20 protein-coding genes, 1 tRNA gene, 1 pseudogene and 1 riboswitch are annotated in these 24,178 nt (G+C 49.3%); of the genes and pseudogenes, 4 read left to right on the top strand and 18 right to left on the bottom strand.

Going from position 1 to position 24,178, the window contains the following annotated elements:
* Positions 1–54: 54 nt before the first annotated feature.
* A riboswitch (Lysine riboswitch) is annotated at positions 55–223 on the bottom strand.
* Positions 224–351: 128 nt separating this feature from the next.
* The 12 genes from ptsP to SOI44_RS03020 form a co-directional block, all read right to left on the bottom strand.
* Entirely contained in the window at positions 352–2,061 is a 1,710-nt protein-coding gene (ptsP, locus tag SOI44_RS03075) for a phosphoenolpyruvate--protein phosphotransferase (RefSeq protein ID WP_331347773.1), read from the bottom strand.
* A 226-nt stretch (positions 2,062–2,287) separates the two neighbouring features.
* A complete protein-coding gene (locus SOI44_RS03070; RefSeq protein ID WP_331347772.1) occupies positions 2,288–2,638 on the bottom strand; it encodes an MG284/MPN403 family protein in 351 nt (116 codons plus the stop codon).
* A gap of 154 nt (positions 2,639–2,792) precedes the next feature.
* A complete protein-coding gene (gene hpf / locus SOI44_RS03065; protein ID WP_331347771.1) occupies positions 2,793–3,329 on the bottom strand; it encodes a ribosome hibernation-promoting factor, HPF/YfiA family in 537 nt (178 codons plus the stop codon).
* Between the two features lie 149 nt (positions 3,330–3,478).
* Positions 3,479–4,981: a DUF2779 domain-containing protein gene (locus SOI44_RS03060; RefSeq protein WP_331347770.1), complete on the bottom strand. Its 1,503-nt coding sequence runs from the start codon at positions 4,979–4,981 to the stop codon at positions 3,479–3,481.
* A 97-nt stretch (positions 4,982–5,078) separates the two neighbouring features.
* Positions 5,079–5,981, bottom strand: a complete 903-nt coding sequence (locus SOI44_RS03055; RefSeq protein WP_331347769.1) for an ROK family protein — start codon at positions 5,979–5,981, stop codon at positions 5,079–5,081.
* Positions 5,982–5,998: 17 nt separating this feature from the next.
* The gene (rimO, locus tag SOI44_RS03050; RefSeq protein WP_331347768.1) at positions 5,999–7,300 is read right to left on the bottom strand and encodes a 30S ribosomal protein S12 methylthiotransferase RimO; all 1,302 of its coding nucleotides are present in this window, start codon (positions 7,298–7,300) and stop codon (positions 5,999–6,001) included.
* Between the two features lie 77 nt (positions 7,301–7,377).
* Positions 7,378–8,715, bottom strand: a complete 1,338-nt coding sequence (locus tag SOI44_RS03045) for an aminopeptidase C (RefSeq protein ID WP_331347767.1) — start codon at positions 8,713–8,715, stop codon at positions 7,378–7,380.
* Between the two features lie 75 nt (positions 8,716–8,790).
* A complete protein-coding gene (locus SOI44_RS03040; protein ID WP_331347766.1) occupies positions 8,791–9,234 on the bottom strand; it encodes a hypothetical protein in 444 nt (147 codons plus the stop codon).
* The gene (locus SOI44_RS03035; protein WP_331347765.1) at positions 9,221–9,628 is read right to left on the bottom strand and encodes a hypothetical protein; all 408 of its coding nucleotides are present in this window, start codon (positions 9,626–9,628) and stop codon (positions 9,221–9,223) included. Before SOI44_RS03035 ends, SOI44_RS03040 begins: the two co-directional genes overlap by 14 nt.
* 91 nt (positions 9,629–9,719) lie before the next feature.
* Positions 9,720–10,505 (bottom strand): ABC transporter ATP-binding protein, encoded by a 786-nt coding sequence (locus SOI44_RS03030; protein WP_331347764.1) that lies wholly within the window; start codon positions 10,503–10,505, stop codon positions 9,720–9,722.
* Positions 10,502–11,515 (bottom strand): FecCD family ABC transporter permease, encoded by a 1,014-nt coding sequence (locus SOI44_RS03025; protein ID WP_331347763.1) that lies wholly within the window; start codon positions 11,513–11,515, stop codon positions 10,502–10,504. The genes SOI44_RS03030 and SOI44_RS03025 overlap by 4 nt, the downstream gene beginning before the upstream one ends.
* Entirely contained in the window at positions 11,515–12,663 is a 1,149-nt protein-coding gene (locus SOI44_RS03020; protein WP_331347762.1) for an ABC transporter substrate-binding protein, read from the bottom strand. Before SOI44_RS03020 ends, SOI44_RS03025 begins: the two co-directional genes overlap by 1 nt.
* A gap of 208 nt (positions 12,664–12,871) precedes the next feature.
* Between SOI44_RS03020 and SOI44_RS03015 the strand changes: the two genes are divergently transcribed.
* The 3 genes from SOI44_RS03015 to SOI44_RS03005 all read left to right on the top strand — a co-directional run bounded on the left by SOI44_RS03015 (position 12,872) and on the right by SOI44_RS03005 (position 14,521).
* Positions 12,872–13,792 carry a PfkB family carbohydrate kinase gene (locus SOI44_RS03015; RefSeq protein WP_331347761.1) on the top strand — a complete coding sequence of 307 codons (921 nt, stop codon included), beginning with the start codon at positions 12,872–12,874 and terminating at the stop codon, positions 13,790–13,792.
* Positions 13,780–14,358, top strand: a complete 579-nt coding sequence (locus SOI44_RS03010; RefSeq protein WP_331347760.1) for an HAD domain-containing protein — start codon at positions 13,780–13,782, stop codon at positions 14,356–14,358. Before SOI44_RS03015 ends, SOI44_RS03010 begins: the two co-directional genes overlap by 13 nt.
* Before the next feature lie 78 nt (positions 14,359–14,436).
* Positions 14,437–14,521, top strand: a tRNA-Leu gene (locus SOI44_RS03005).
* 165 nt (positions 14,522–14,686) lie between these two features.
* Here SOI44_RS03005 and SOI44_RS03000 read toward each other — a convergent pair.
* From SOI44_RS03000 to SOI44_RS02975, 6 genes are all read right to left on the bottom strand, one after another.
* Positions 14,687–15,859 (bottom strand): MupG family TIM beta-alpha barrel fold protein, encoded by a 1,173-nt coding sequence (locus SOI44_RS03000; protein ID WP_331347759.1) that lies wholly within the window; start codon positions 15,857–15,859, stop codon positions 14,687–14,689.
* A 32-nt stretch (positions 15,860–15,891) separates the two neighbouring features.
* Positions 15,892–17,331 (bottom strand): glycoside hydrolase family 1 protein, encoded by a 1,440-nt coding sequence (locus SOI44_RS02995; protein ID WP_331347758.1) that lies wholly within the window; start codon positions 17,329–17,331, stop codon positions 15,892–15,894.
* Entirely contained in the window at positions 17,331–18,626 is a 1,296-nt protein-coding gene (locus tag SOI44_RS02990; protein ID WP_331347757.1) for a PTS sugar transporter subunit IIC, read from the bottom strand. The genes SOI44_RS02995 and SOI44_RS02990 overlap by 1 nt, the downstream gene beginning before the upstream one ends.
* Positions 18,627–18,776: 150 nt before the next feature.
* Positions 18,777–19,649 (bottom strand): MurR/RpiR family transcriptional regulator, encoded by an 873-nt coding sequence (locus tag SOI44_RS02985; RefSeq protein WP_331347756.1) that lies wholly within the window; start codon positions 19,647–19,649, stop codon positions 18,777–18,779.
* A 14-nt stretch (positions 19,650–19,663) separates the two neighbouring features.
* Positions 19,664–21,484 carry an ABC transporter ATP-binding protein gene (locus SOI44_RS02980; RefSeq protein ID WP_331347755.1) on the bottom strand — a complete coding sequence of 607 codons (1,821 nt, stop codon included), beginning with the start codon at positions 21,482–21,484 and terminating at the stop codon, positions 19,664–19,666.
* Positions 21,485–21,487: 3 nt separating this feature from the next.
* Positions 21,488–23,296 carry an ABC transporter ATP-binding protein gene (locus SOI44_RS02975; RefSeq protein WP_331347754.1) on the bottom strand — a complete coding sequence of 603 codons (1,809 nt, stop codon included), beginning with the start codon at positions 23,294–23,296 and terminating at the stop codon, positions 21,488–21,490.
* Between the two features lie 179 nt (positions 23,297–23,475).
* Between SOI44_RS02975 and SOI44_RS02970 the strand changes: the two are divergent.
* A pseudogene (locus SOI44_RS02970) lies at positions 23,476–24,178 on the top strand (IS30 family transposase); the annotation flags it as partial.

The following is a 24,178-nucleotide window of genomic DNA, read 5'->3' as shown; positions in this document are numbered from 1 at the left end:
GCCGGTTTGCAGAAACGCAAGCCGGTATTCATCGCATTCTCCCTTTTGGGACTACAATCCGATAGTTCTCCGCTTACGCGACAGTCATACAGATCTTCTCTGTATGCCCAGATCAGAGTGCGCTGCTCTGTCTTCGGCAGTCTTTCCTTTCAGTCAGACACCCGGTACTGCGCATACCGCTTTGTGTCAGCCTACTCTTTCCGACTGCGCCTCTATCCTGCTGTTGCAGTATTCAGTTTTGAAAGAATTGTAACACCGCATGAATATATGTCAATATCTTTCAGAAAGTTTTCATATATGCATAAGAAAACCACACCGGCATACCAGTGTGGTCTTCAAAACAGTTATCAATTATGCACCAATGGTCTTCTTGACGAGTGCTTCAACTTCTTCAGCTGTATCCAGCTCAACTGCCTGGGCAGCCATCTTCTTCATTTCCTCATAGCTGAGGGCATTGATCATCTTTCTAGCACGCAGGATGGATGTTGCACTCATGGAGAACTCATCCAAACCAAGGCCGAGCAGTACCGGTGCAGCGATTTCATCGCCTGCCATCTCACCGCACATACCGCACCACTTGCCATGCTTGTGAGCACCATCGATGGTGTTCTTGACAAGACGCAGGATGGACGGATTGAGCGGCTGATACAGATAGGAAACAGCCTGGCTCATACGGTCAGCAGCCATGGAATACTGAATCAGGTCATTTGTGCCGATGGAGAAGAAATCAGCATACTTGGCCAGCTGATCTGCCAGCACAGCCGCAGCCGGGATCTCAATCATGCAGCCGACTTCGACATCATCACCGACTTTAACGCCTTCATTGATGAGCTTTGCTCTTTCTTCATCATAGAGTGCTCTTGCTTCCTTGAATTCGTTGACTGTTGCAATCATCGGGAACATGATGCACAGATGGCCAAAGGCACTTGCTCGAAGCAGGGCACGCAGCTGGGTGCGGAAAATATCCTTTCTCTGCAGGCAGAAACGAATGGCACGCACACCGAGGAACGGGTTCATTTCAGCCGGGAATGTATAATACTTCAGCTTCTTATCGCCGCCGATATCCAGTGTACGGATGACAACCGGCTTGCCATTCATGCCTTCCAGCACCTGCTTGTAAGCCGCAAACTGTGTATCTTCATCCGGGAAATCGTTCTCACTCTTCATGTACAGGAATTCTGTTCTGAACAGGCCGACACCTTCGCCGCCATTGTTCAAAACACCTTCTACATCGGCCGGAGAGCCAATGTTGCCAACCAGCAGAACCTTATGGCCATCCGTGGAAACGGACGGCTTGTCCTTCATGGCCTTCAGAGCTTCCTTTTCCTTCTGGAATTCTTCAGCCTTCTGCTTGTAGGCAGCCACTTCATCCTCGCTCGGGTTGACGATGACTTCACCCTTCAAAGCATCCAGGATGATCGTATCGCCGTTTTCAACGGAATCCAGGATTCCCTTGACACCGACAACAGCCGGGATTTCCAGAGATCTTGCCATGATGGCAGAATGGCTTGTGCGGCCGCCTACCTCAGTAGCGAAGCCCTTGGCAAATTCCTTGTTCAAAGAACCTGTATCACTCGGAGTCAGATCTTCAGCAACGATGATGACCGGCTGATCCAGGGTAGACAGGTTCGGGATTTCCTTGCCTGCCAGGTTGCACTGCAGACGGAAGGAAACATCCTTGATATCTGCAGCTCTGCCCTTCATGTATTCATCCTCCATAGCTTCAAACATGGCAACCATGTTATCGGAAACGGTCTTGGCAGCAAACTCAGCATTTTCCTTGTTGTTCTTGATCTCGTCCTCAATCATGGAACGGAAATCAGGATCATTTGCCATCATCAGATGGGCATCAAAGATGGCCAGTTCCTCTTCCTTGAGATGCTTGCTGGCAACTTCCTTGATGTGCTCAATGTCTGATACTGTCTTCTTGAAGGCAGCATCCAGTTTCTTCAGTTCTGCTTCCGGATCGGCATCCTTCTTCTGGATATCCAGTACCGGCTGTACAAGTTTGTAGGCTTTTGCAACGGCAATTCCCTGCGACGCAGCAATTCCTTTAAGCATTTGATTTCTCCTCCTTCAGGCATCGGTCAATGCGGTTCATCACACCCTGCAGGCATGGACCGGAAGATCATGTCATACGTCCGGCCTGTTCCAGACAGAAATATGCCTGTTGCAGACATTGAATACCCATTTTGGAAAAAGATGGATCAGATCGTATGGCAGCAGTGATTCCTGTCATGCGGCATGTGATGCAATGGACCATACCATACAAGAATATTAACACTCGTCAAATATGAAGGCAATGCAGGAATTCGCCGATTGCCTCCTTCCGCTTGCGGTAGAATGTCGTCCTGCTCCAGTAGCCAAGATACCAGTCTTTATCGGTTTTATGGAGAAACTCTTCGTTGATGATCTGCCGGGTGGATGGTGAGCAGTCAGCCAGTGCCCGCTCAATCAGACAGACATACGAATGGTCCGCATTATAGGTCAGCCTTGCTTCACTGATCCCCTCCATCCGGCACAGGTCCAGCCGCATCAGACAGCGGCGGTAATTGCGGGCCAGATATGCCATCATGATTTCTTCCTTCGGTTTCTGCTTTCTCTCACCCATGGCCGGCTCCTTTCCAACATGCCCCATTGTTTTTTCTCATCATTTTTCATGAACCTCCTGAAGGGATCATAGCGGCTTGACTTTTCAGATGGAAAGCGCTTCCGGCATCTCTGGAGAATGATCTGTCTCCATCTCCAGAAGGCATAGAAAAAGGAAGACGTCTGGGTCTTCCTGTGATGCCTCAGCGGCTGTTATCTACCTCAATGAGGCCATACTTGCCATCATTGCGGCGGTAGGCAACAGAAATCTTGCCGGTTTCCTCATCTGTATAGATGTAGAAGTCATGGTTGGAAAGTTCCATCTGCAGGATGGCATCATCCAGATCCATCTCATCTGCAGTGATGGACTTTGTCTTGACAAGTACTTCCTGCTGTTCCTCGTTCTGCTCATCTTCCTGGGCAAAGGCAACTGCAAGGTTTTCCTTGTGGCGTCTTGACAGACGTGTCTTCTGTCTTCTGATCTGATCTTCCAGCTTGTCAATGGCTCTGTCAACGGCTGCATAGAAGTCATCATCTACGACTTCTGTACGCAGAATGCCAACCTTGGTTGGAATCGTGACCTCAACTTTCTGTCCCTTCGGATATACCCTTGCCACAACTCTTGCAATCGTGTTGGGATCAATCAGAAGATACTTGTCGAGCGTTGAAAGCTTCTTCTCGATCTGTTCCCTCATCGCCGGGGTTACCGAAACATTCTTTCCAATAATTTCAAACCGCATATATGACACCTCCTGTCTATTGACGTATAGCGGTGCGCATGGCTTTTTAATGATAACTTGATACTTCCCTCTCTGTTTTTATTATAGCCATCATACCTTTTCTTGGAAAGAGTATGCATGCAGTGCCGCCATCAATTTTCTGAAATTGTCTATGCTTCTTTCACGATTTTTTTCAGCCAGTGGTATACCACAATCATGGCATAGGAATCCATGCCGCAGTATTTCTTCAGGCCGTCAATGATATCCTGATCATTTGCACTGTGTTCCTCATGGTCGAGATGGCGCCATTGAGACACTGCTTCCATACCCTGGCTGATGGCCAGGTCATTGTAGCTTTTATCGTTCATCATGGCCATGATCTTCTTCAAAGACCACTGGCCGCCCATACGTACATCATAAACGGTGCCGGTCACAAACGGCAGCTGCAGATCTTCCAGACGGTCGGCAATTGCCAGCAGTGTTTCTCCATATTCGGGGAAATCATGGGCCAGCTCCTGCAGACGGATTTTCTCTGCTGCATCAGCATTATAGGCAAGCACGGTGCCTTCTTCCGGAATGTCCTTCAGTAATCCTTCTACCATGGCCCTGCGGTCATCATGGATGCCCAGGAACACATTGTGGTGGATGGAGCCATCTGCCTGCTGTACATGTACGCTATATTCAAAAGGCAGCACATCATAGGGACGCATGCCTTCATAAGGCGGGATCGCAAAACGCTCCCATTCAAAGTCCAGAAAGGAAATCGGGTAATGGATGCGGGAAAGCCAGGTGGACAAAGCCGCTTTGTCTACAAACAAGCCGCCATTCTTGTCAGCAAGGATCTGGGCATACTGCATGCGGGTGCCTTCGATTCGCTCTGGATCGGCATCTTTCAGCCGGGTCCTGCCCTCCTTTTCCATGTCATATTTATACTTGGCAGCAGACAGAGTCAGAATAGATGTATCTTCCACTGCAATTTCATGCGGGAAACAGATGTCATAGAAGCGGCATTTTGTGCGGCCATTGCATTTTGAGGTATGCACCGGCGCGCCAGCAGTGGCAAAGCTGCAGGCATCCATCCCGTCCAGCAGTGGTGTCAGATCCCGCAGATGGGCATACACCTGTTCCTTTACCGGTTTGGTTGGATTGCGGCTGGCATTATAGAAACTGTCACTGATGATAAACAGTTTGTCAGGATCCAGTTCACCATGGCGGACATAGTCCGGATTGAGGTGGATGACATACATCTGTTTCAATGAGATGTTATTGTGTTCCAGCACCCACACCATGGCTGTATAAAACAGCATATCATCGGCCAGTGGATACAGGCCGGTATACAGGAAATACAGGTCCCAGCCATCGCCGTTGCGGTGCAGAAAGGGTGCTTTGACACGCAGGCGGTCATAGACAAATCTCGCTTTGATCAGCCAGTCATGATCTTTCATGGCTGCAAGTGCCAGAGATGGATCATCGCCCTTCTGGCCGATAAATGCATTTTCTTCCTGGATGCCCAGCTTTTTTGCAGCAATATCGCTGACCTGCATATCCAGGCGTACAAAAGGAATGAATGCCGGTTTCTGCGCATCCACCTGGTTTCTTTCCTGCTGATCACGCAGGAAGAGATGCGGGCAGCGGGCATATTTTTTTACATCAGAAATATGATAGATCTTCATGACAATCCCGTCGGTTATTGTAACACAGAGATGTATAGGCCACAAAAAGGAAAGCAGCAGCCCGATCGGACTGCTGCAAAACAACATAAATGATGAATTATAAGCCAGCGGATTTTGGCAGCATGGCTGCACCGATGATGCCCGGCTCATCCAGCTTGGAGATGACAAACGGTGTATCACGCAGTGCTTCATGTGAGAACTTCTTGTAGTTTTCAATGATGCCCGGCAGGAACTTGTCGGCACTCTTCATCATGCCGCCGCCCAGAACATAGATATCCGGGTCGCAGACACAGCCGACAGTCGCAAAGAACTGGCCCATGTCTTCTTCCATGGTCTTGACAATTTCCTGTGCCTTTTCATTGCCATTGGCAGCCAGATCGAACACAGCACCGGCATGCGGAATGGCATCATTGCCAAACACGGCTCTGCCCTTTCGGGTGATGGCGGTACCGGAGCATTCATTTTCAACCGCACCGGCATTGAGGTAGTTCACCTTCTCACGGTCACGGTCAATGATGATGTTGGCAACTTCACCGCCAAAGCCATGCTTGCCGGAAACGGTCTTGCCATTGACGATCAGGGCACCGCCGATACCGGTGGACATGGTCAGATAGAATACGGTGGAATAGCCTTTGCCGGCACCAACAAGTGCTTCGGCAAGGCCGGCAACGTTGGCATCATTGTCCAGGAATGCAGGCATACCGAACTGTTTCTGCATTTCCGAGGCAAATGGATAACCGGCAAAGCCAGGCAGATTGGTTGAAAGAACCATGGATCCCGCCTTTGTATCTACCGGACCCGGCACACCGATGCCGATACCTTCTGCTTCATTCCAGTCCGGAATCTCACGAACCATTTCTTCCAGGTTCGCCATGACTCTGGCTGGTCCTTCCTGACCATAGGAAGGCCCCTTTACCTGTGCAAGAACCTTGCCGTTTTCATCCACTCTGGCAACTCTGACATTGGTTCCGCCCAGATCAATACCGATATAGGTTTTCATGATATTTCCTCCCGTTTTTATGCAGCAGTCTCTCCAATGAGATTCTGTCCGCTTACTCTTGTTAATTTTACCATAACAAATGAACCTGGCACATATTCTTTCTCAGAGCGGAAACGAATCGTGCCATCCACATTGTCCGGTGCAAACTCCTCAGAGCGGCCAAAATACATTCCGGTCAATGGATCCCTGCCTTCCACCAGCACTTCCACCGTACGGCCGATCCTTTCTGCCAGCAGTGCCCTGCCGATTTCTTCCTGAACATCCAGGATTTCCTGACGGCGGCGGATCTTTTCATCCTGCGGCACATCATCTACCATCAAAGCAGCCGGTGTATTTTCTTCCTGGGAGAAAGTAAAGACACCAAGGCGGTCAAAGCGTACCTGACGGATCATATCCAGTGTTTCCTGATGATCCTGTTCTGTTTCCCCAGGGAAACCGGAGATCAGGGTTGTGCGCAGAATTGCATGCGGGAATGCTTCCCGCAGATCATGGGTTAAAGACAGGATCTTCTGTCTGCTTGTTTTGCGGCGCATGGCATGCAGGACATGGTCTGAGCCGGACTGGGAAGGAATATCAAAGTACGGCACGATGTGATGGCAGGAGCGCATGACATCAATCAGATGGTCTGGGATTTCATCCGGATAGAGATACAGCATGCGGATCCAGTGGATGCCTTCAATGGCATCCAGCTGCTGCAGAAGCTCTGGCAGATGGAGCTGGTGATCAAAGTCATAGCCATAGCGGGAACAGTCCTGGGCAACCAGGGTAATTTCTTTTACACCGCGGGAAACAAGATCCTTTGCCTCTTTCAGAATATCTTCCATGGGGCGGCTGTGCAGTCTGCCGCGGATCCCGGGAATGGCGCAGAAAGCACACTGGTTGTCGCAGCCATCCGCAATCTGCAGATAGGCCATCCACGGTTTGCCCGATAATACACGGGGCACCAGGCCGTAGTTATTGGCAATCGGAACACCTAATGTTTTGGTCAGAATGGCACCAAGAGAGGGATATTCATCAATCGAGATGACTCTGTCCACCTCCGGCAGTTCTTTTTCCAGCTGCAGTTTATAGCGTTTGGCAAGGCAGCCCATGACAATCAGCTTCTGCAGATGTCTCTGTTTGAGATCGGCCATTTCCAGAATGGTGTCAATAGCCTCCGTCTTGGCGCTTTCAATAAAGCCGCATGTATTGATGATGATAGCATCTGCCTCTTCATAGCTTGTGGTAATCTCCTGATGGGAAAACTTCAGCATGCCCAGCAGATTCTCTGTATCGACAAGATTCTTGGCACAGCCAAGTGAAATCACTCCAATTTTCATAGATATCAATCCTCGCGGTAACACATTTTATCTGTTAACAGCGAAAAAGAAAACCCTGCTTTTGCAGGGCTTTTAGGTTAATCAGCGAGGGTGCCGAAGGGATCCCATGGTGCCAGGACCTTCGGTTCTTCCTTCAGAGCTTCCTGATTTTCCTTTGAGAGGTATTTCTTTTCAATGGCAGCGACATAGACATACTTGTCAAACCAGGAATCACTGGCAATGAAGTATCCCTTGTTGGCAGTCTTGTCTCCCCAGGAGTTTTCAATCTTCCATCTATCCGGCTGGCCGTTTTCATCCAGGTTGACACCGGTAATGACCATGGCATGGTTCATGGCACTCTGTCTGTAATCCAGCATTTCGGCCTTGCTCATATCCAGGTGCATGTCAAAGGTATTGGCATAGTCATACTGTCTGTCATCCCAGAGACCCGTTTCACGGTCGCCATCCTTGCCGCAGTCACAGCCAAACCATACCGGCTGGCCATCTTCCAGCATATCAATGATGCCCTGTTTGAGCTCATCCATCGGGACATTGAGCAGTCTGACCGGACTGCCATCGGCGACATTGCCAAGATACTTGACCGTAAAGACATGATGATACGGCTTATCCGCGGTCGGGCCATTGATCACACTGATGAAGTCTTCCAGATCTTCACCAAGATATTCATGGTAGAAATCCAGCGGTGTGACATGGTAGTTGACATGATATTCATCCTTGCTGTCACGATAGGCAAAAGTAAACTCCTTTGGCGGCAGGCCGAAGCAGTCTGCCAACAGGCCATAGATTTCTCCAAGTGCCTGATCGTGCAGTGCACTCACCTTTTCCCTGTTTCCGTCATTTGCTGCCTTTCTGGCATCAGCCGCAAACTTGCGCAGGCGCAGGTTCAGAATGCCATTCATATTTCTGGTATGGGAAGAAGAATACGTCTCCTTCATGGCATCCTTCGGGCACAGGCCATACTTTCTGACAATGGAAACAAGCATATTCCACTGGCCGCCGTCACCCACGGCAAAGTCCAGCAGATAGCGCAGCTCAGGGCTGTTGAGATCGCTGTCCAGCTCATTTTCCACGCAGTCCATGAACCAGTTGGCTTTTTCCAGCTTGTCATAGAAAGCAATGAAGTTCTGAGACAGTTCAAATTCCTTGATGTCATACTTATGGCCGATCTTTTCACGCAGAACATTCATGGCGGAGAAGATCCAGCAGCGGCCGGACTGCAGCTGGTTGGTTACCGGCATCGTCTTCAGATCGACAGAAAAGATATTGGGATTGGCATTTTCTGCCTCAAAGCGGCGGCTGATGGTGCTGACATCATTCTTGACAAGTGCATTTCGAACAACTCTTGCCTTGTCATTTTCTGTGTACGTATTGCGCATTGATGCAAGTGCACTTTCACTGATTGATTTCATTGACATGATTCCCGTTTCTTACTCAGAAACAGATCTCCTCTCTAATTTTCAGCAGTGCTGATACCAAGAAGTTTACTCTTTTTAACTGTCAATGCCAACTGGCAGCTCTTCTGCCTTCAGAATTCCCTTTTCAAACAGATGGACAATGCTGCGGTAACAGCGGTGGAAGGCCGCATCCCTGCTCATGCCAAGGTTTTCCGCAGCCTGTTTCCAAGTCTTATGATCAATGTGCACCTGCCACAGCAGACAGGCTGAAGACGCATCCATCATGGACATCATGCTCTCAAAGGCATCGACCTGCCGCATGCATTCCGAGATTTTCTGCTGATTGGCCGTACTTTTCTCAATCCAAAGCAGTGGATCATATGTCTTTGTACTCTGGCTGTCATAGCGCACTGCATGCACACCGCTGGCCCGGTAGGCAATTTCCTTTCTCTGCTGCTGCAGATTATGCATCCGGTGCACGGCATCCTGATAGCGCTGCACAGCCTGATGAAACTGTCTGTTTGCCTCATTTGGCTTCATAGGCCAAAGCATCCTCCATCCAGGTATGAATGCTGCGCTGCATGGTCCGCAGGCAGATGCCGTATTCTTCTGACAGCACCTTCTGTTTTTCCTTTTCCACATACTGCAGATATACAATCTGCCGGGCAATCAGGCCATGTTTTTCCTCAATACGGTCCAGCAGCTGATCTACCTTGGCCATCTGTCTGCGCAAATACATATACTGCCGCCAGATCTCTGCCTGTGCTTTGCCATGCTGATAGCCAGTGTCCTTCACCTGATCCCCGCACAGCCAGGGATTGCTCTTTTCAAGCTGCCGCATCCACTTCCGGCAGATGTCATAGGATGCTGCCTGCCGCTTGAAGTCCTTCACTCTGTTGGCAACATATACTTCATTGATTTCACTTCTGTTCATATTCGCCTCCTGCCTCTCTATAGGCGGAAATGACGCAGATTCCCTGAAGAAAAACACACAGACAGGAATTTTTTCCCATCTGTGTGTTTTGTCATCTGATACTGGTTGGAATCATGGCCTGATAATCCCTGCCATCTTCTGCAGCATGAGCGATCACGATCTTTACGCCGAAGGCAGCTTCCATGTTTTCCTTTGTCAGGATCTGTTTTGAAGATCCATAGACTGCTCTGCCGTCTTTATGCAGCAGCAGTGTCTTATCACTGATCGATAACGCATGATCAGGATAGTGGGTGTTGAACACAATCAGCAGTCCTTTGTCATGGGCAAGCTTCTGCAGCAATTGCATGATGACAAGCTGGTTGCTTAAATCCAGTCCTGTTTCCGGTTCATCCAGAACCAGAATCTTTGGATTGGCTGCCAGTGCCCTGGCGATCAATACCAGCTGCAGTTCACCGCCGCTGATTGCTCCACAGGACTTATCCGCAAGATGTGTAACACCGGCCATGGCCATGGCCTTTTCTGCCTGTGCTTCATCGGTTTTTCCAGGTGAGGCAAACATGCCTAGATATGCACTGCGGCCAAGCAGCACTGTTTCTTTTACCGTATAGGGAAAGGCCTGGCTGTGGGCCTGGGGCACGTAGGCAAAGGTCTGCCAGAACTGTCTTGCAGGCAGTCTGTCTGCCGGTGTGTCATCCAGCAGCACCTGTCCCTGCCATTTCAGAAAGCCCAGGATACATTTCAGCAAGGTTGTCTTGCCGGCACCATTGGGACCAAGGATCGATACAATCTGTCCGGACTCTGCCGTAAAACAGATATCCTGCAGAATCGGATGATCCTTTTCATAGGCAAAGCTGCCATCTTTGACAAGCAGTTTCATGAGGCAATGCCTCCTGTCTTTTTCAGCAGGAAGATAAACAGCGGTGCCCCGATCAGGCTTGTCAGAATCGAAACCGGAATTTCCGCGGCGGTCAGTGTTCTGGCCACAGTGTCTGTGATCAACATAAACAGAGCACCGAAGAGGATACTGCCGGGAATAATGCGGGCATTGTTGTTGCCAAACAGCATCCGGCACATGTGCGGGATCAAAAGTCCCACCCAGCCGATCAGTCCGCATCCTGCCACAATACCGGCTGTCACACTGGCACTGGCCAGAATGACAAGTCCTCTTGTCAATGGCAGATTGATGCCCAGACTTTGGGCCTCCTCTTCGGGCAGAGACAGTGTGTTGAGCCGGTTGCGCATCAGAAACAGCAGGATTGTTCCGGCTGCCAGAACTGGTGACAGCAGTCTGAGCGAACGTACGGTAATACCGGAGAAGCTGCCCATCAGCCAGAAGGTAATCGATGGCAGTACATCGTTAGGATCCCCGATGTATTTGACAAAGGATACCATGGCATTGAACAGTGAGGATATGACCAGTCCGGCCAGAACCACCATGATCATGGAGCGGTTATTGTTTCTGGAGCGGCTGACAAGGAAGACCAGCGCAATAGCACCGATGCCTGCCAGCATGGCCAGCATTTCGATGCCGGCACTGTTTATCCCAAGCAGGATGCCGAGAGCTGCACCAAAGCTGGCACCGGATGCTGTTCCCAGTGTATCCGGGGTGGCTAAAGGATTGGCAAACAGGGACTGGAAGGCAGCACCAGAGGCAGCCAGTCCTGCCCCTGCCAGCATGCTGAAAAGAATTCTGGGCAGGCGCAGGTTCAGGATGACCTTTTCGGCATTGGCAAGATCAGAGCCCTGTCCAAGCAGGATGGAAATTACATCCTGCAGCGGAACATGGTACTGACCGATACCAAGGGCAATGCAGGCACAGATCACCAGCAGCACAATGCCGGCTGCCATGATCCATGGGTAGTTTTTCCTTCCGTCCCGTTTAAGCATCAGTTCCAGCTGCCGGCGTCACGGTTTGGTGTGTACATGGCAGAAACCTGATCATCTGTCAGTGTCACACCAAACAGCTTGTTGTAGTAATCCTTGACATCAGATGCCACATCCACATCAGAGAACAGATCCGGATAGACAGCCTGTGCCAGCCATTCCAGAGTCATCGGTGTATCAATGCCAGGGGTATAGGTGCGGTAAACACCAAGCGGCATCTTGTAGACACGCTTGTCCTGTACAGCCTTGACACTGGACCAGTCATCGGAACCAATGGCATTGTTGTACAGATCATCCGGTGTTGTCTTAGTGAAGTTGGTGATGATGATGACATCCGGGTTCCACTCATAGACCTGTTCCATGGTGATCTTGGCATTCATATTGTCAGCCGGTACATCCTGGGCAACGTTGGTGGCACCAACAGCATCACACCACCACTGGCCGAAGAATTTGGAAGAAGAGGTAACCATGGCAGTATCGTCATACTGATACAGGAACAGTACCTTCTGCTTGTCTGTGACATCCTTGACCTTGTCCTGGATCTCACTGTATACCTGGCTGGCAAAATCGCCTGTCTGGCTGCCGCGCTTGCCGGCATAGTCCGGATAGATCTGATCCAGCAGAGACATCCATTCCTGGTATGTCTTGATCGCATCATAGTTGAACTTGGTTGCCGAGATGCCTACGGCGGTCAGGCCGGCATCTTCAAGCTGCTGTGCTTCATCTTTCTTGGCGGCGTTATAGAAGACCACATCCGGTTGCAGAGCGGCCAGGGCTTCCATGTTGACAGCATCACCGTTCATGATATCCGTATTGACGTTGAGGATATCCGGATACAGCTGGCTGAGAATGCCTGCCTTGGCAGCATTCATGGATACCGGCTCCATGGCGACGATGGAATCCGCACTGTTAAGATACACTGTCAGCAGAGAAGGCAGCGGATAGATATCCAGAATCGCTACTTTCTTAGGATCGGTCGGCACCGTGACCGTGCGGTCAGCGTGGTCCGTAATGGTGACTTCTGCCGGAATTGCCGTAGCAGAAGCACTGGCAGAGGCACTTGCCGTACTCTTGGCGGTACTGGCTGTTCCACAGCCAGCCAGCATCGTGACTGCCAGTACGATGCTGCAGATTCGTTTCATGAGTTTCATTTCTACTCTCCCATCTCAAGTCTGAAAAAAGCCCTTCTGCGTCCCAAAGAGGCAGAAGAGCCATTGCTTGCTGGATTCCATCTCTTCTGACGCAGATTTCTCTTTGCCATCAGATCTTGCAGTCCTATTATACGTTGAAACCAGAGAAAGAAAAGCCGCACACCTTGGTCACGAGATGAAACTGCTATAATGAACAAGGAGGAAGTGTATGAAGAAAATACTTGCGGCTGCAGCTGTGACCTGTGATCTGTCCGGCCATGTCCACCAGCTGCCAAAAGGAAATGAAGATATTGAGCCTGTCTCTTTAAGTCAGCGTCTTGGCGGCACAGGCACATATATGGGCCGGGTATGGAATGGCCTGCATCTGCCCTATGAACTGCTGGCCTGTGCGGGCAGCGGTGTCTATGGCGATGCCGTCAAAGATATGGCCGAGAAAGAAAAACTGCCGCTTGTGCATGAAAGCGATGAGATTCAGGGCTGTACGTATCATCTGATTGATGATCAGGGCAGATCGGCGGAAGTGGATGTGCCCGGAGCAGAATACAGTTTTGATGAGGACTGGATGGCCTATGAAGATGGCAAGGATTACAACAGTCTGGTGCTGGCAGATGATCTTTTAAGCGGTCCGGATGCGGATATGATGCTGGAGACACTGAGCTGGCTGGAATGCCCGGTCTTCTTCAATGCCAGCGCGGGTCTTGACAAGATGGATGAGGATATTCTGGCATCGGTATGGGGCATGCAGCCGATGGTGTTTCTACAGGCAGCGGATCTGCTTTCCTGGGCAAAGACAGGCAGTGATATTGCCAAAGGGGCAAAACTGCTGCAGAAGAAAACCAATGCACCGGTTGTTGTCTATACAGGAAAAGAAGGCCTGTATGTGGAAGATGGCAGCCAGCAGCTGCGCACCCCGGATGAAGATGAAATGGCAGCCTGGAATCAGGAACAGCTGGATACATGTGCGGCAGCATTGGCAGCTGCCATGGCAAGTGGATCGGATCTGCGCAATGCGGTGATGTTTGCCCGTGATCTTACCCTGCGCTTTGTCAAAAACAAAGGTGTCATGGAAGACTTTGACTGGCAGGAACAGAAGCAGCGTCTGGTGCATATACTGACATGGAAAGCGTAGATACCCTGAAGCTGATGCATGCCCTGCACCAGTGTGAAAGAACGGCTGCCAGAAACAGAAAAAATGGAAAGAGAAAAATCTACGCCTTTCTGGATTTTGACGGTGTCATCAATGTGTTTTATCCACCTGGTTCACCCCAGTATGAACATCTGGTGGAATTGAGCAAACAGAATGTTCCCTTCCAGTTCTCTGATGAAGACTGTCTGAAACGGCTGTCTGGATTATGTATGGACTATGACATTGATCTGATCATTTCTTCCTCATGGCGCTATTCCGGTCTTGCCTATTGCAAAGATTATCTGATTAAAGGCGGCATGGACCCGGCTGTCAAAGTCACCGGCATGACATCAGATGTCATTGGCAAAACAAGAGAAGAACTGATTCTGCAGTATCTGCAGGAAAAACCGGATTATCAAGGTTTTCTGATCCTGGATGATATGAGCATGCCTCATTTGAGCAAATATCTTGTGCATTGTGATTCCATGCATGGCTATGATGAAGAAATGGATCAAAAAGCCAGGCAGATTCTGAAGGATCAGGGAATTTCTTCTGAGGAAAGGAAGTAAGTTTTACAAGTTTCTGACACGAAATTTGAAAAAAGTGCTGGACTTTGATTCAGGGCTATCGTATAATAGCGAAGCAATGCGGATATGGCGGAACTGGTAGACGCGCTGATTTCAGGTGTCAGTGGGGAGACTCGTGCAGATTCGAATTCTGTTATCCGCACCATGAAAAAGCTCTTCGAAAGAAGAGCTTTTTTGTTATATTCCAGGCCTTTTCAATACCTGCCCCTGTTTATCCAACTCATGATCTTTGCGCAGATTCACACCTCCGCAAAAAAAGAGGTGGAACAGTGCGGGTTCCACCCCTTTCTACAAAGGTATTCTGTTTTACTTACTTCTTTTCCAGAAAGGTGACAACATCACCATCCTGAATCAAATCCAGCATGTCCATTTCCCCTTCTGCCAGTTTTCCGACATGATTGCGGATACCATCATTTTCAATTGGCAGCCGTACAATCTGTACTTCACCGGCATAGTGGGCATAGTTGTTATTGACGACAAGGACATCACCTGGCGCAAACATCTTCTTTTCATATGTTCTGGCCGGGATATCCGGTTTCAGCATTCTGCCTGCTCTGCTGCGCCAGATCCATTCACTGCTGTCTCCCATGTCTGACTGGGGATACAGATCAAAGACCTGGTATCTCTCCTGCGCTGTCACATCGCTGTCCATGATGATACGCAGCTTTTTATCCTCACTGTACTGAGGCAGCGGGAAGCCATAGGATTCCAGTACCTTTTTCAATGGCGATTCACTGATGGGCCTTGGTGCGGCCATCACTTCCTGCAGGGATCTGAATTCTTCTTCAGAGGCAAAGGCATTGCCGATCCAGACCATATCCATATTGCCGCTGGCAAGGCATTCTCTTGCCTGCAGATCAATGGGGAGTTTCCGCATCTTTTCCACGGTTGGTAAGCCGTAGACGGCATCCCAGACACCATGTGCATCTGGTGCATGCGATGAGATAAAGCACTGCAGCGGATAGCCGTATTTTCTGATCGCTGCATTGTTCTGCAGGAAGTACTTCCATTTCAGGCCGGTATAGGGCTGAGGGTAGAAGTTGTGACCGAGCATGACTCTGTCTTCTGGCACATTGTGCTCTTTGAAGTAAGCAAGTTCCGGGATGATGTTTCCGGAGGCATTGAACATGATGGAAATCCCATAAGGATTCTGCACAAGTACAAGATCTTTTTCTCTGCCATAGGGAATATCCATGCGCATGACATCACAGCCGATCTTCTGCATCAAAGATACATCATCATAGCTGACACCCATCTTCTTCAGAAACGGCGGATTCAGATCCAGAACCGTTTTGATGCCGTTTTCATGGGCACAGTCACACAGTTCCTTGAAATAGTCGATGATTTCCTGCTTTGTGCCCTGAACGGAGAACATGCTGGAAAAGACATACTGACAGCCATACGTTGATGCCAGATGAAGATAGCTCTGGATCCTGTCCATGCTGTCCATATCCGGATAAACAGAAACACCAAATCCTTTCATGAAAATCCTCCTGCAATAAGCTTTACTGCATTTTACAGGTCTTCACCATTGGTTTCAATGACGTGTTTGTAGTAGTCAAAGGAGTCTTTCTTTTCGCGGTGGAAATCACCATGGCCTTCATCATCACGGTCGACGTAGATCACACCATAACGCTTCTTCATCTCACCGGTGCTTGCCGAGACAAGATCCGTGATGCCCCACATCGTATAGCCCATCAGATCAACACCTTCTTCAATGGCCTGCTTCATGGCCTTGAAGTGCTGTCTGAGATAGTCAATGCGGTAATCATCATGAATCTTTCCGTCGCTGCTCTTTTCATCAGCTGTGCCAAGACCGTTTTCTACGATCATGACCGGAATGCCATATCTGCCATAGACTTCATGCAGGTAAATTCTTAAACCTTCCGGATCAATCTCCCAGCCCCAGGCAGATGCCTTGAGATACGGATTCCTGACCCCGCGCATCATGTTGCCATTGGTCTTTTTCAAAGCCTCTGTGGAGACCACAGCAGACTGATAGTAGGAGAACGAATAGAAGTCAACGGTGCCCTTTTTCAGGATCTCTGCATCTCCTTCTTCCATGCGCACATGAATATCATGCTTTTTGAAATAGGACTGCGCATAGAACGGATAGGCACCTCGTACCTGCACATCACCGGCAAACCAGTTGGTCATTTCCATGGCTTCCTGTGCCAATGCCGCATCAGCGGGATTGCAGGAATATGGATATACCTGCATACCTGCAATCATACAGCCGATCTTGAAATCCGGATTGATCGAATGGCCAAGCACAACTGCCTTGGCACTTGCTACAAACTGGTTGTGCAAAGCTGTGAAGCGGTCATTGATCTCTTCTTTGGTTTCATGAGGATCAAACATTATCTGCCCCCCTTTGCCGCGCATGCCAAGCGACATAAGGCGGCCATAGAATTTAGCACCGATGTTGATCTCATTGAATGTCAGCCAGCACTTCACTTCATCCTTGTATTCTGTAAAGATCGTCTTTGCATACTTCAGGAAACAGTCAATCACCCTGCGGTCAGTCCAGCCGTTGTATTTCTCACTCAAGGCAAACGGCAGCTCATAATGAGACATCGTGACAAGCGGCTCAATGTGATACTTATGCAGCTCCTGGAAGACACTGTGATAGAAGGCAATGCCCTTTTCATTTGGATGTTCATCTTCACCAGTTGGATAGATACGTGCCCAGTTGATGGACATCCGGAATACCTTCATGCCAAGCTCGCCATATAATGCAATGTCTTCTTTGTAGTGGTGATAGAAGTCAGATGCCATGTGGCTGGGATAATAGGTGTTGGGCTCAATGTTCCGGGTAAAGTGGCGCGGCATTTCTCTGGTGCCGCCGGTGATATGATCCGGTACGGATTCACCTTTGCCATCTTCGTTCCAGCCGCCTTCAAACTGATTGGCTGCGGTGGCACCGCCCCACAGGAAATTCTTAGGGAATGGCATTACTTTGCCTCCGCAGTTTCTTTGGCAGTAGCTGCCTGTTCCTGCTTGAGAGCTTCATTGTCTGCCATCTTGAAGAAAGGATAGTACAGAAGTGTGGAAACACCTGTTATGATCAGGCACATCAGAGCATACTTCCAGCCGCCCTGCAGGAAGCAGGTGATGACAGTCGGCATTGCCCAAGGTGTCTGAATGACCGGGTTCAGGCTGTTGCCAAGTCCGGCCACTGCCAGCAGCCAGGCAATTCCGCCACAGACCGGAACAGAAAGAATCATTGGAAAAAAGAAGGTTGGATTCATCACAACCGGGAAGCCAAACATATTCGGCTCCGAGATGTTGAACAGAGCCGGTACAAAGCTGAGCTTGCTCAAAGACTTATAGCGTGCAGACTTTGCTGTTAACATACTCAGAGCAAGACCGATCAGAATACCGGAGCCGCCCATGCTAAGCAGATTATAGATGGCTTGGAAATGCAGGTAAGGCAGCGGCTGGCCGGCCAGGAAGGCCTGTGCATTGCCGGCAACGGCGATGCCGATGGCACTGCCATAGACACCAAGGATAGCAGCCGGATGAATACCGAAGAACCACAGCAGTGTAGAGAACCAGTAAGCAATCAGTAAGCCTGCCGGGGAAGCACCAAGTTTCATAACCGGACCGGCAACGAAGGTATTCACGAAGTCAAACAGGTTGCCAAATGGTGTCAGGCTGAAGATCCAGCGGACAAGGAAGGCGCCGCCAAACAGGATCATGGCGCAGAAAGTCGGAGACAGAGAATCGGTAACCATCGGCGGGATGGAATCCGGCAGCTTGATGCCGACATGCTTCATCAGATGGCTGTAAAGGAACGGGATGAAGATACCGATGACCATAGCCAGGAAGATGCCGCTGGAGCCAAGGTATGTTGTGGAAATGGTATAGGAGTTGCTGTAATCACCCTTGATGACATTCAGCGGGCACAGAATCATGAACGTGCCCAGGGCAAGGATAATGCTGTTGGTTGCGGAAATCTTCTTGATGCCTGCATAGGCCTTGGAAATACTGACAACCATGTAGATGGCCAGCAGGTTCAATGTGACGGTCAGAACTTCCAATCCTGCTTCGGAAAGACCGGAATTGGAAAGGAATGTCTGCCATGCCGGGATCGGCAGGTAAATCAGAATTGCCAGGATGGACACGCCAAGTGAAATTGGCATCGTGCCCATCATACCGGTGGTAATGGTACGGATGACATCGCTCTTATTGAGCTTTTCGGCCAGCGGACCCAGATGGGCCTGCAGCCAGTCTTGTAATTTGTTCATATTCCCTCCTGTAATGCAGTCTTAACTGCGACAAGGAAAGAATAAAAAGAAGTGTAAGTGCTTACAACAAATCTTCTTCATTCTGAAAATCAGGTTCAGAGAATCAACTCATGCAAAGAAAAAAGTCTGAACTTCAGGTTCAGACTGATTCTATTTCTGCATTTTATCAATGTAGAGATCCGCTCTCTGCCGCATGAGATGGTCCACTTCCTGCTTGTGTTTCTTGACCTTCTCATATTCCATGGCAAAAATCATACTGTAGATGGAATCCAGCAGATAATTCTCTGCTTCGGTAGAATAGAACGTCGCAGAATTGTCATCATCCGATTCAATATACGGATACCGGATAATCTGAGAAAAAGGATGGTTCGGCGTGACACCCGTCAATAACACGGTTCTCACTTTGCGCTGCTCCATCAGAATCATATCGTCGCGGAACCGGATGATACCCTTGCCCGAATAGCTGATAAACAGTGCTGCATCCTTAGCTGTCAGCTGATCTGTGAAGGCAAGAGATTCCGTTGTAGAAGAGATGCACATGCAGCGGTGGCCGATGCGCATCATCCTTCTGGCAAATACCTGTCCCGCCAGATCTGATTCTCCGGTCGCATAGATATAAATATGCTCTGCCCGTTCCAGGATGAAGGCAGCGTTCTGCAGATCCACGGCAGAGACAGCTGTATAACATGTACTTACGGCATACTTGTGCACTTCGGCCAGACTCTTCATGACAATGGCCAGGGACGTACGGTCATAAACCGGATAGTCCACATTGCCCTGATAGTCCTCATCTGGTATTTTTTCAATTTCCCGCAGAATGGAAATTCGGAAATCACGGTATCCCTTGGTGCCAAGTCTTCTGCAAAGACGGATGATCGTCGCATTGGAAGTATGGGACTGGTCCGCAATCTCACCTATGTTGAGATCGGCAATCTCTTCCAGATGGTCCAGGATATACTGGGCAGCGGCCTTTTCTGCCTCTGTGAAATTTTCTTTTTTCTGCAGATCAAACAGAATACTCATGTGTATGTTCCTTGTTATGAAACCATGTCAGCGGCCATGTTGGCAAACTGGCGGGTATACAGCTCATAATAATAGCCCTTCTGTGCCATCAGCTGCTTATGTGTGCCTCTTTCCACAATCCTGCCATCTTTCACTGCCAGGATGACATCCGCATCCACAACCGTGGACAGACGATGGGCAATCATGAACGAAGTTCTGCCCTGGATGATCTTATTGACCGCATTCTGGATTTTCTTTTCGGTAACCGTATCAATGGAAGATGTGGCTTCATCCAGAACAAGAATTCTGGGATCACAAAGCAGTGCTCTGGCAAAAGAAAGCAATTGCTTTTCACCAACTGACAACAGGTCTCCGCCCTCACCAACATCGGCATCCAGGCCCTTGTCCATTCGTTTGACAACATCCACGGCATCCACTGCTTCTAATGCCTTCCAGATTTCTTCATCAGTGGCATCCGGCTTGCCATAGCGCAGATTGTCACGGATGGAACCAGAGAAAAGATGAGGCTGCTGTAAGACATAGCCGATATTGGCATGGAGCCAGAGCTGGGATCTTTCCCTGGCATCTCTGCCATCAATCAATACCTGTCCTTTGGTTGGCTCATAGAACCGGCAGACAAGATTGACCAGGGTGGATTTGCCAGCACCAGTTTCACCAACAATAGCCACATTGGTGCCTTGGGGCACCTTCAGGTTGAAGTGCTGCAGGATCCACTCCGTACCATCCGGATAGCGGAACGATACATCTTTGAACTCCACATCGCCATACAGCGGTTCCCAGTTTTCCTTCTTCGGATGGAACGTATCACCATACTTTGCGATGACTTCCGGACTGTCTGCCACATCTGACTTTGTCTCCATCAGATTGACAAAGCGCTCTATGTTAACCTGAATGGAAATCAAAGCCGAGATCGTCTCGATGATGATCTGGACTGGTTCGACCATATTCAATGCATACGACATGAATACAGACAGCGTTCCCAGCAGCATCACGCCGCTCTGGGTCAGCTTGCCTCCTTCTGTCAACACCACTGCCAGCACAAGCGAGCTCATCATCGTTAACAGTGAAATCAGAGCAGAACTGTATCTTGCCGTATGCACGCTCTGGCGGAACATGTTGTCCGTATCCTTGTCAAAATCAGAATTCATCAGATCTTCAATGACAAGTGTCTTGATGGAGCGGGCACCGGTAATGCCTTCATTGAAGTCACTGGTGATGGTGGAATTCAGCTCACGGATCTTCCGGTTGCCAGCCAGCAGATGTTTCTGGAACCAGGCAATGACAAGCACGGCAAACGGCACCATAATCACTACCAGCAGTGCCAGCTTTGCCTGGATGGTAAACATGACAATCACAACAAACAGCAGATAGCTGCCATTCCATGCCAGGTCCATCAGCCGCCAGGCAACCATCTCACCGATCTTGCCGGTATCACTCATGACCCGGGCATGCAGATAGCCGACATTGTTCTGGTTGAAGAAGGAAAATGACAGTGTCTGCAGGTGTGCAAAGGAATCGTTGCGCAGATCACGGTCGACATGCATTTCAATGCGGCCGGTATGATACAGCGAAATGAAGTTCAGCAGAATCTGAAACAGCAGTAAGCCGACATAGGCAGCCACAAAATACCACAGGGTATCCATCGTCTTTTCGCCGATGAAATGGTTCAGGGCATAGCGGTTGAACAATGGCCAGGCGGCATCAATGACGGTAGCCAGAATGGTCAGTGTCAGCGTGATGATGATTTCATTTCTGAACTGGTGGATATAGGGCCACAGCCGGACAAGACCAAACCATGGCAGTACTTTGGTTTTCTTTTCACTTTTTTCTTCCATGATTTACTCCTGCTGCATCTGCAGATCATAGATCTTTTTATAGATGCCATTTTTTTCAAGCAGCTGCTGGTGGCTGCCCTCTTCCACGATGCGGCCATGGTCCATGACGATGATGTCATCGGCCTGCATCAATGTAGTAATACGGTGGGCAACCAGAATGACGGTGCTGCCTTTGGTATTGCGGGAAAGCGCAGAGCGGATCTTGGCGTCGGTTTCTGCATCCACGGCGGACAAAGAGTCGTCAAAGATCATCAGCGGCGGTTTCCGTATGAGCATCTGGGCAATGGCAGTACGCTGTTTCTGACCGCCGGAAAGGGTCATACCGCGCTCACCGACATAGGTATCGTAGCCTCTGTCAAAGTGCTGTACGGCCTCATCCAGGCTGGCTTCTCTGGCTGCCAGAATAACATCCTGCATGGAGGAAGCGGGTCTTGCAATGCGGATATTGTCAGATAAAGAACGTGAGAAAAGATAAGGTTCCTGCAGAACCATGCCGATCTCTTTCCGCAGGGAATGCCGTTTGATATGGCGGATATCCTGGCCGGAAATGGTGATGGATCCACAGCCTTCAGGCACGTCATACAGACGGTTCAGCAGGCAGACAAGCGTTGATTTGCCGCTGCCAGTACCGCCCAGAATACCGACGGTTGTCCCCTTCTTAATGGTCAAAGATACATCATTGAGCACTTCCGTCTCTGCATTTTCATAGGCAAAGGACACATGGTCAAAAACAATATCGCCGCTCATGTCCGCTTCTTTATCATCCGGTGCATCCACTTCTTCCTGGGCATTCATAATCTGCGCCAGACGGTCAATGGAGACACCTGCCTTGGACATGTTGGCAATAATGCGGCCAAGCATTCTGACCGGAGTTGTCAGCATCGCATTGTAAGAGACAAAAGCAATGTAATTGCCCGGGGTCATCTGTCCGGATACGGTGAAATAGCAGCCAAAGCAGATCACCAGCAGCACCTGCAGGCCGGACATCAGATCGCCGGTCATCCAGAACTGGGTTAACAGCCACATCATTCTGACCCACATGTTTGTATATTTCTCATTCTGGGTATGGAAGCGCTGCTGTTCATAGGATTCTCTGCCAAAGGCACGCACCACCCGCACACCGGTCAGATTTTCCTGTGCGATGTCGGACAGTTTTCCCTCTTCCTCATCTGCCTTGAGAAAGGCACTGCCGATGCGGGAATGGAAATAATAGCTGTACCCGATGATAATCGGAATAAAGGCAGCCGAGACAAGCATCAGTTTCAGATGGATGGATGCCATGAAAACCAGTGACAAAGCAATCATGACGACCACCCGTAACAGAGACGTCAGCTGCTCTGACAGGAAGACCTTGACCGTTTCCACATCGCTTGTGCAGCGCTGGATGACATCACCGGTGTGGTTTTCAGAGTACCAGGAAAACGGCAGATTCAGCAGGTGCTCATAGAGGCTGTTGCGCATATGGCGAACCAGTGACTCAGCGCCTCTTGCATTTGAGATGCGGAATACATAGCTGATCAAAGCATTGACAACAGCCACAAAGCACACTGTCAGGCCGATGATCCAGAGATGGCTGCGCAGATAGGATATTCCCCCTGCCCGCTGAACCAGTACGGCCGTGATGCCGGAAAGCTTCACAGAGGATTCATCGATCAATGCATCAACGGTAAAGCTGATAATTTTCGGATTGATCAAAGAGACGGCCTGCATGGCAACAGCTGAAACAGCCGCTATGACAAACCACTTTTTTGATCCTTCGGCAAAAAAGGCAAGCATCTTGCCTCTTGTCGGATATTTCTTGTTGTTTGACATGTCAATATTATATACGCGAATTCACATTGCGCAAAAAGTACAGTTTCATGCCTGCCTCAATTGTTTTTCAAAGTTCCTCTTTTGCCTTTATTCCAAGACAAAGGTCCCTTTTTCAGTAATAATGTAGTTAGAGGTAGTACTGGCATTGGTTTGTTAGTTTGTGAAAGGAGGTTTCTAATATGCCTGCCAGTGGTTACCGGCATTTGAGCATTGAAGACAAAAAGACTATTGAGTCACTCTTGAATATCTCTGATGTTTCACTGAAGCAGATTGCATTATCTATTGGCCATTCATCAAAGTGTGTCCGGCAGGAAATCACAAGCCATCGTACTATTAGAATCAGAGCCAATCAAAGGAACAGATGCGGACGGCAGAATGTTTGTGAGCAGCAGCGCTTATGCACACACTGTCAATCTGGATTCTGTAAACATTGCACGCATGATAATTGCAATGAGCTGTGTGAAGAATTTATTCAGACGCCAGTTTGTCCGAGAACCGAAAGGTTTCCATTTGTCTGTTCAGGTTGTAAGAAAATTGAGAGGTGCAAGCTCCCAAAGTATTTCTACATTGCCGCGCATGCCCAGGCTGATTATGAGAATGCCAAGCGAGAATGGCGAACCGGGCCAAGAAAAACATCAGCTGAAATGAAGCAGATCTCTGAGGTGCTGAGAGAAGGCATTAAGCGCAAACAATCAGTAGACGCAATTATTCAGGCTAATTCCCTGCCTATTGCGACCTCTACTGCATATCGATACATTGCCAATCATAATATTTCCGGCATTTCAAACATTGATCTTAAGAGGCAAGTACGATATTCACCACGCGGAAGTTCAAAGCCGCAGCCTGTACCAATGGATTATGACTATCTGGATGGACGGCGAT

The sequence above is a fragment of the Lactimicrobium sp. genome (assembly GCF_036453465.1).
Taxonomy (GTDB): Bacteria; Bacillota_I; Bacilli_A; order Erysipelotrichales; family Erysipelotrichaceae; genus Bulleidia.
The sequence above is the reverse complement of the archived record's forward strand: the minus strand, read 5'-3'. Positions and strand labels throughout refer to the sequence as shown.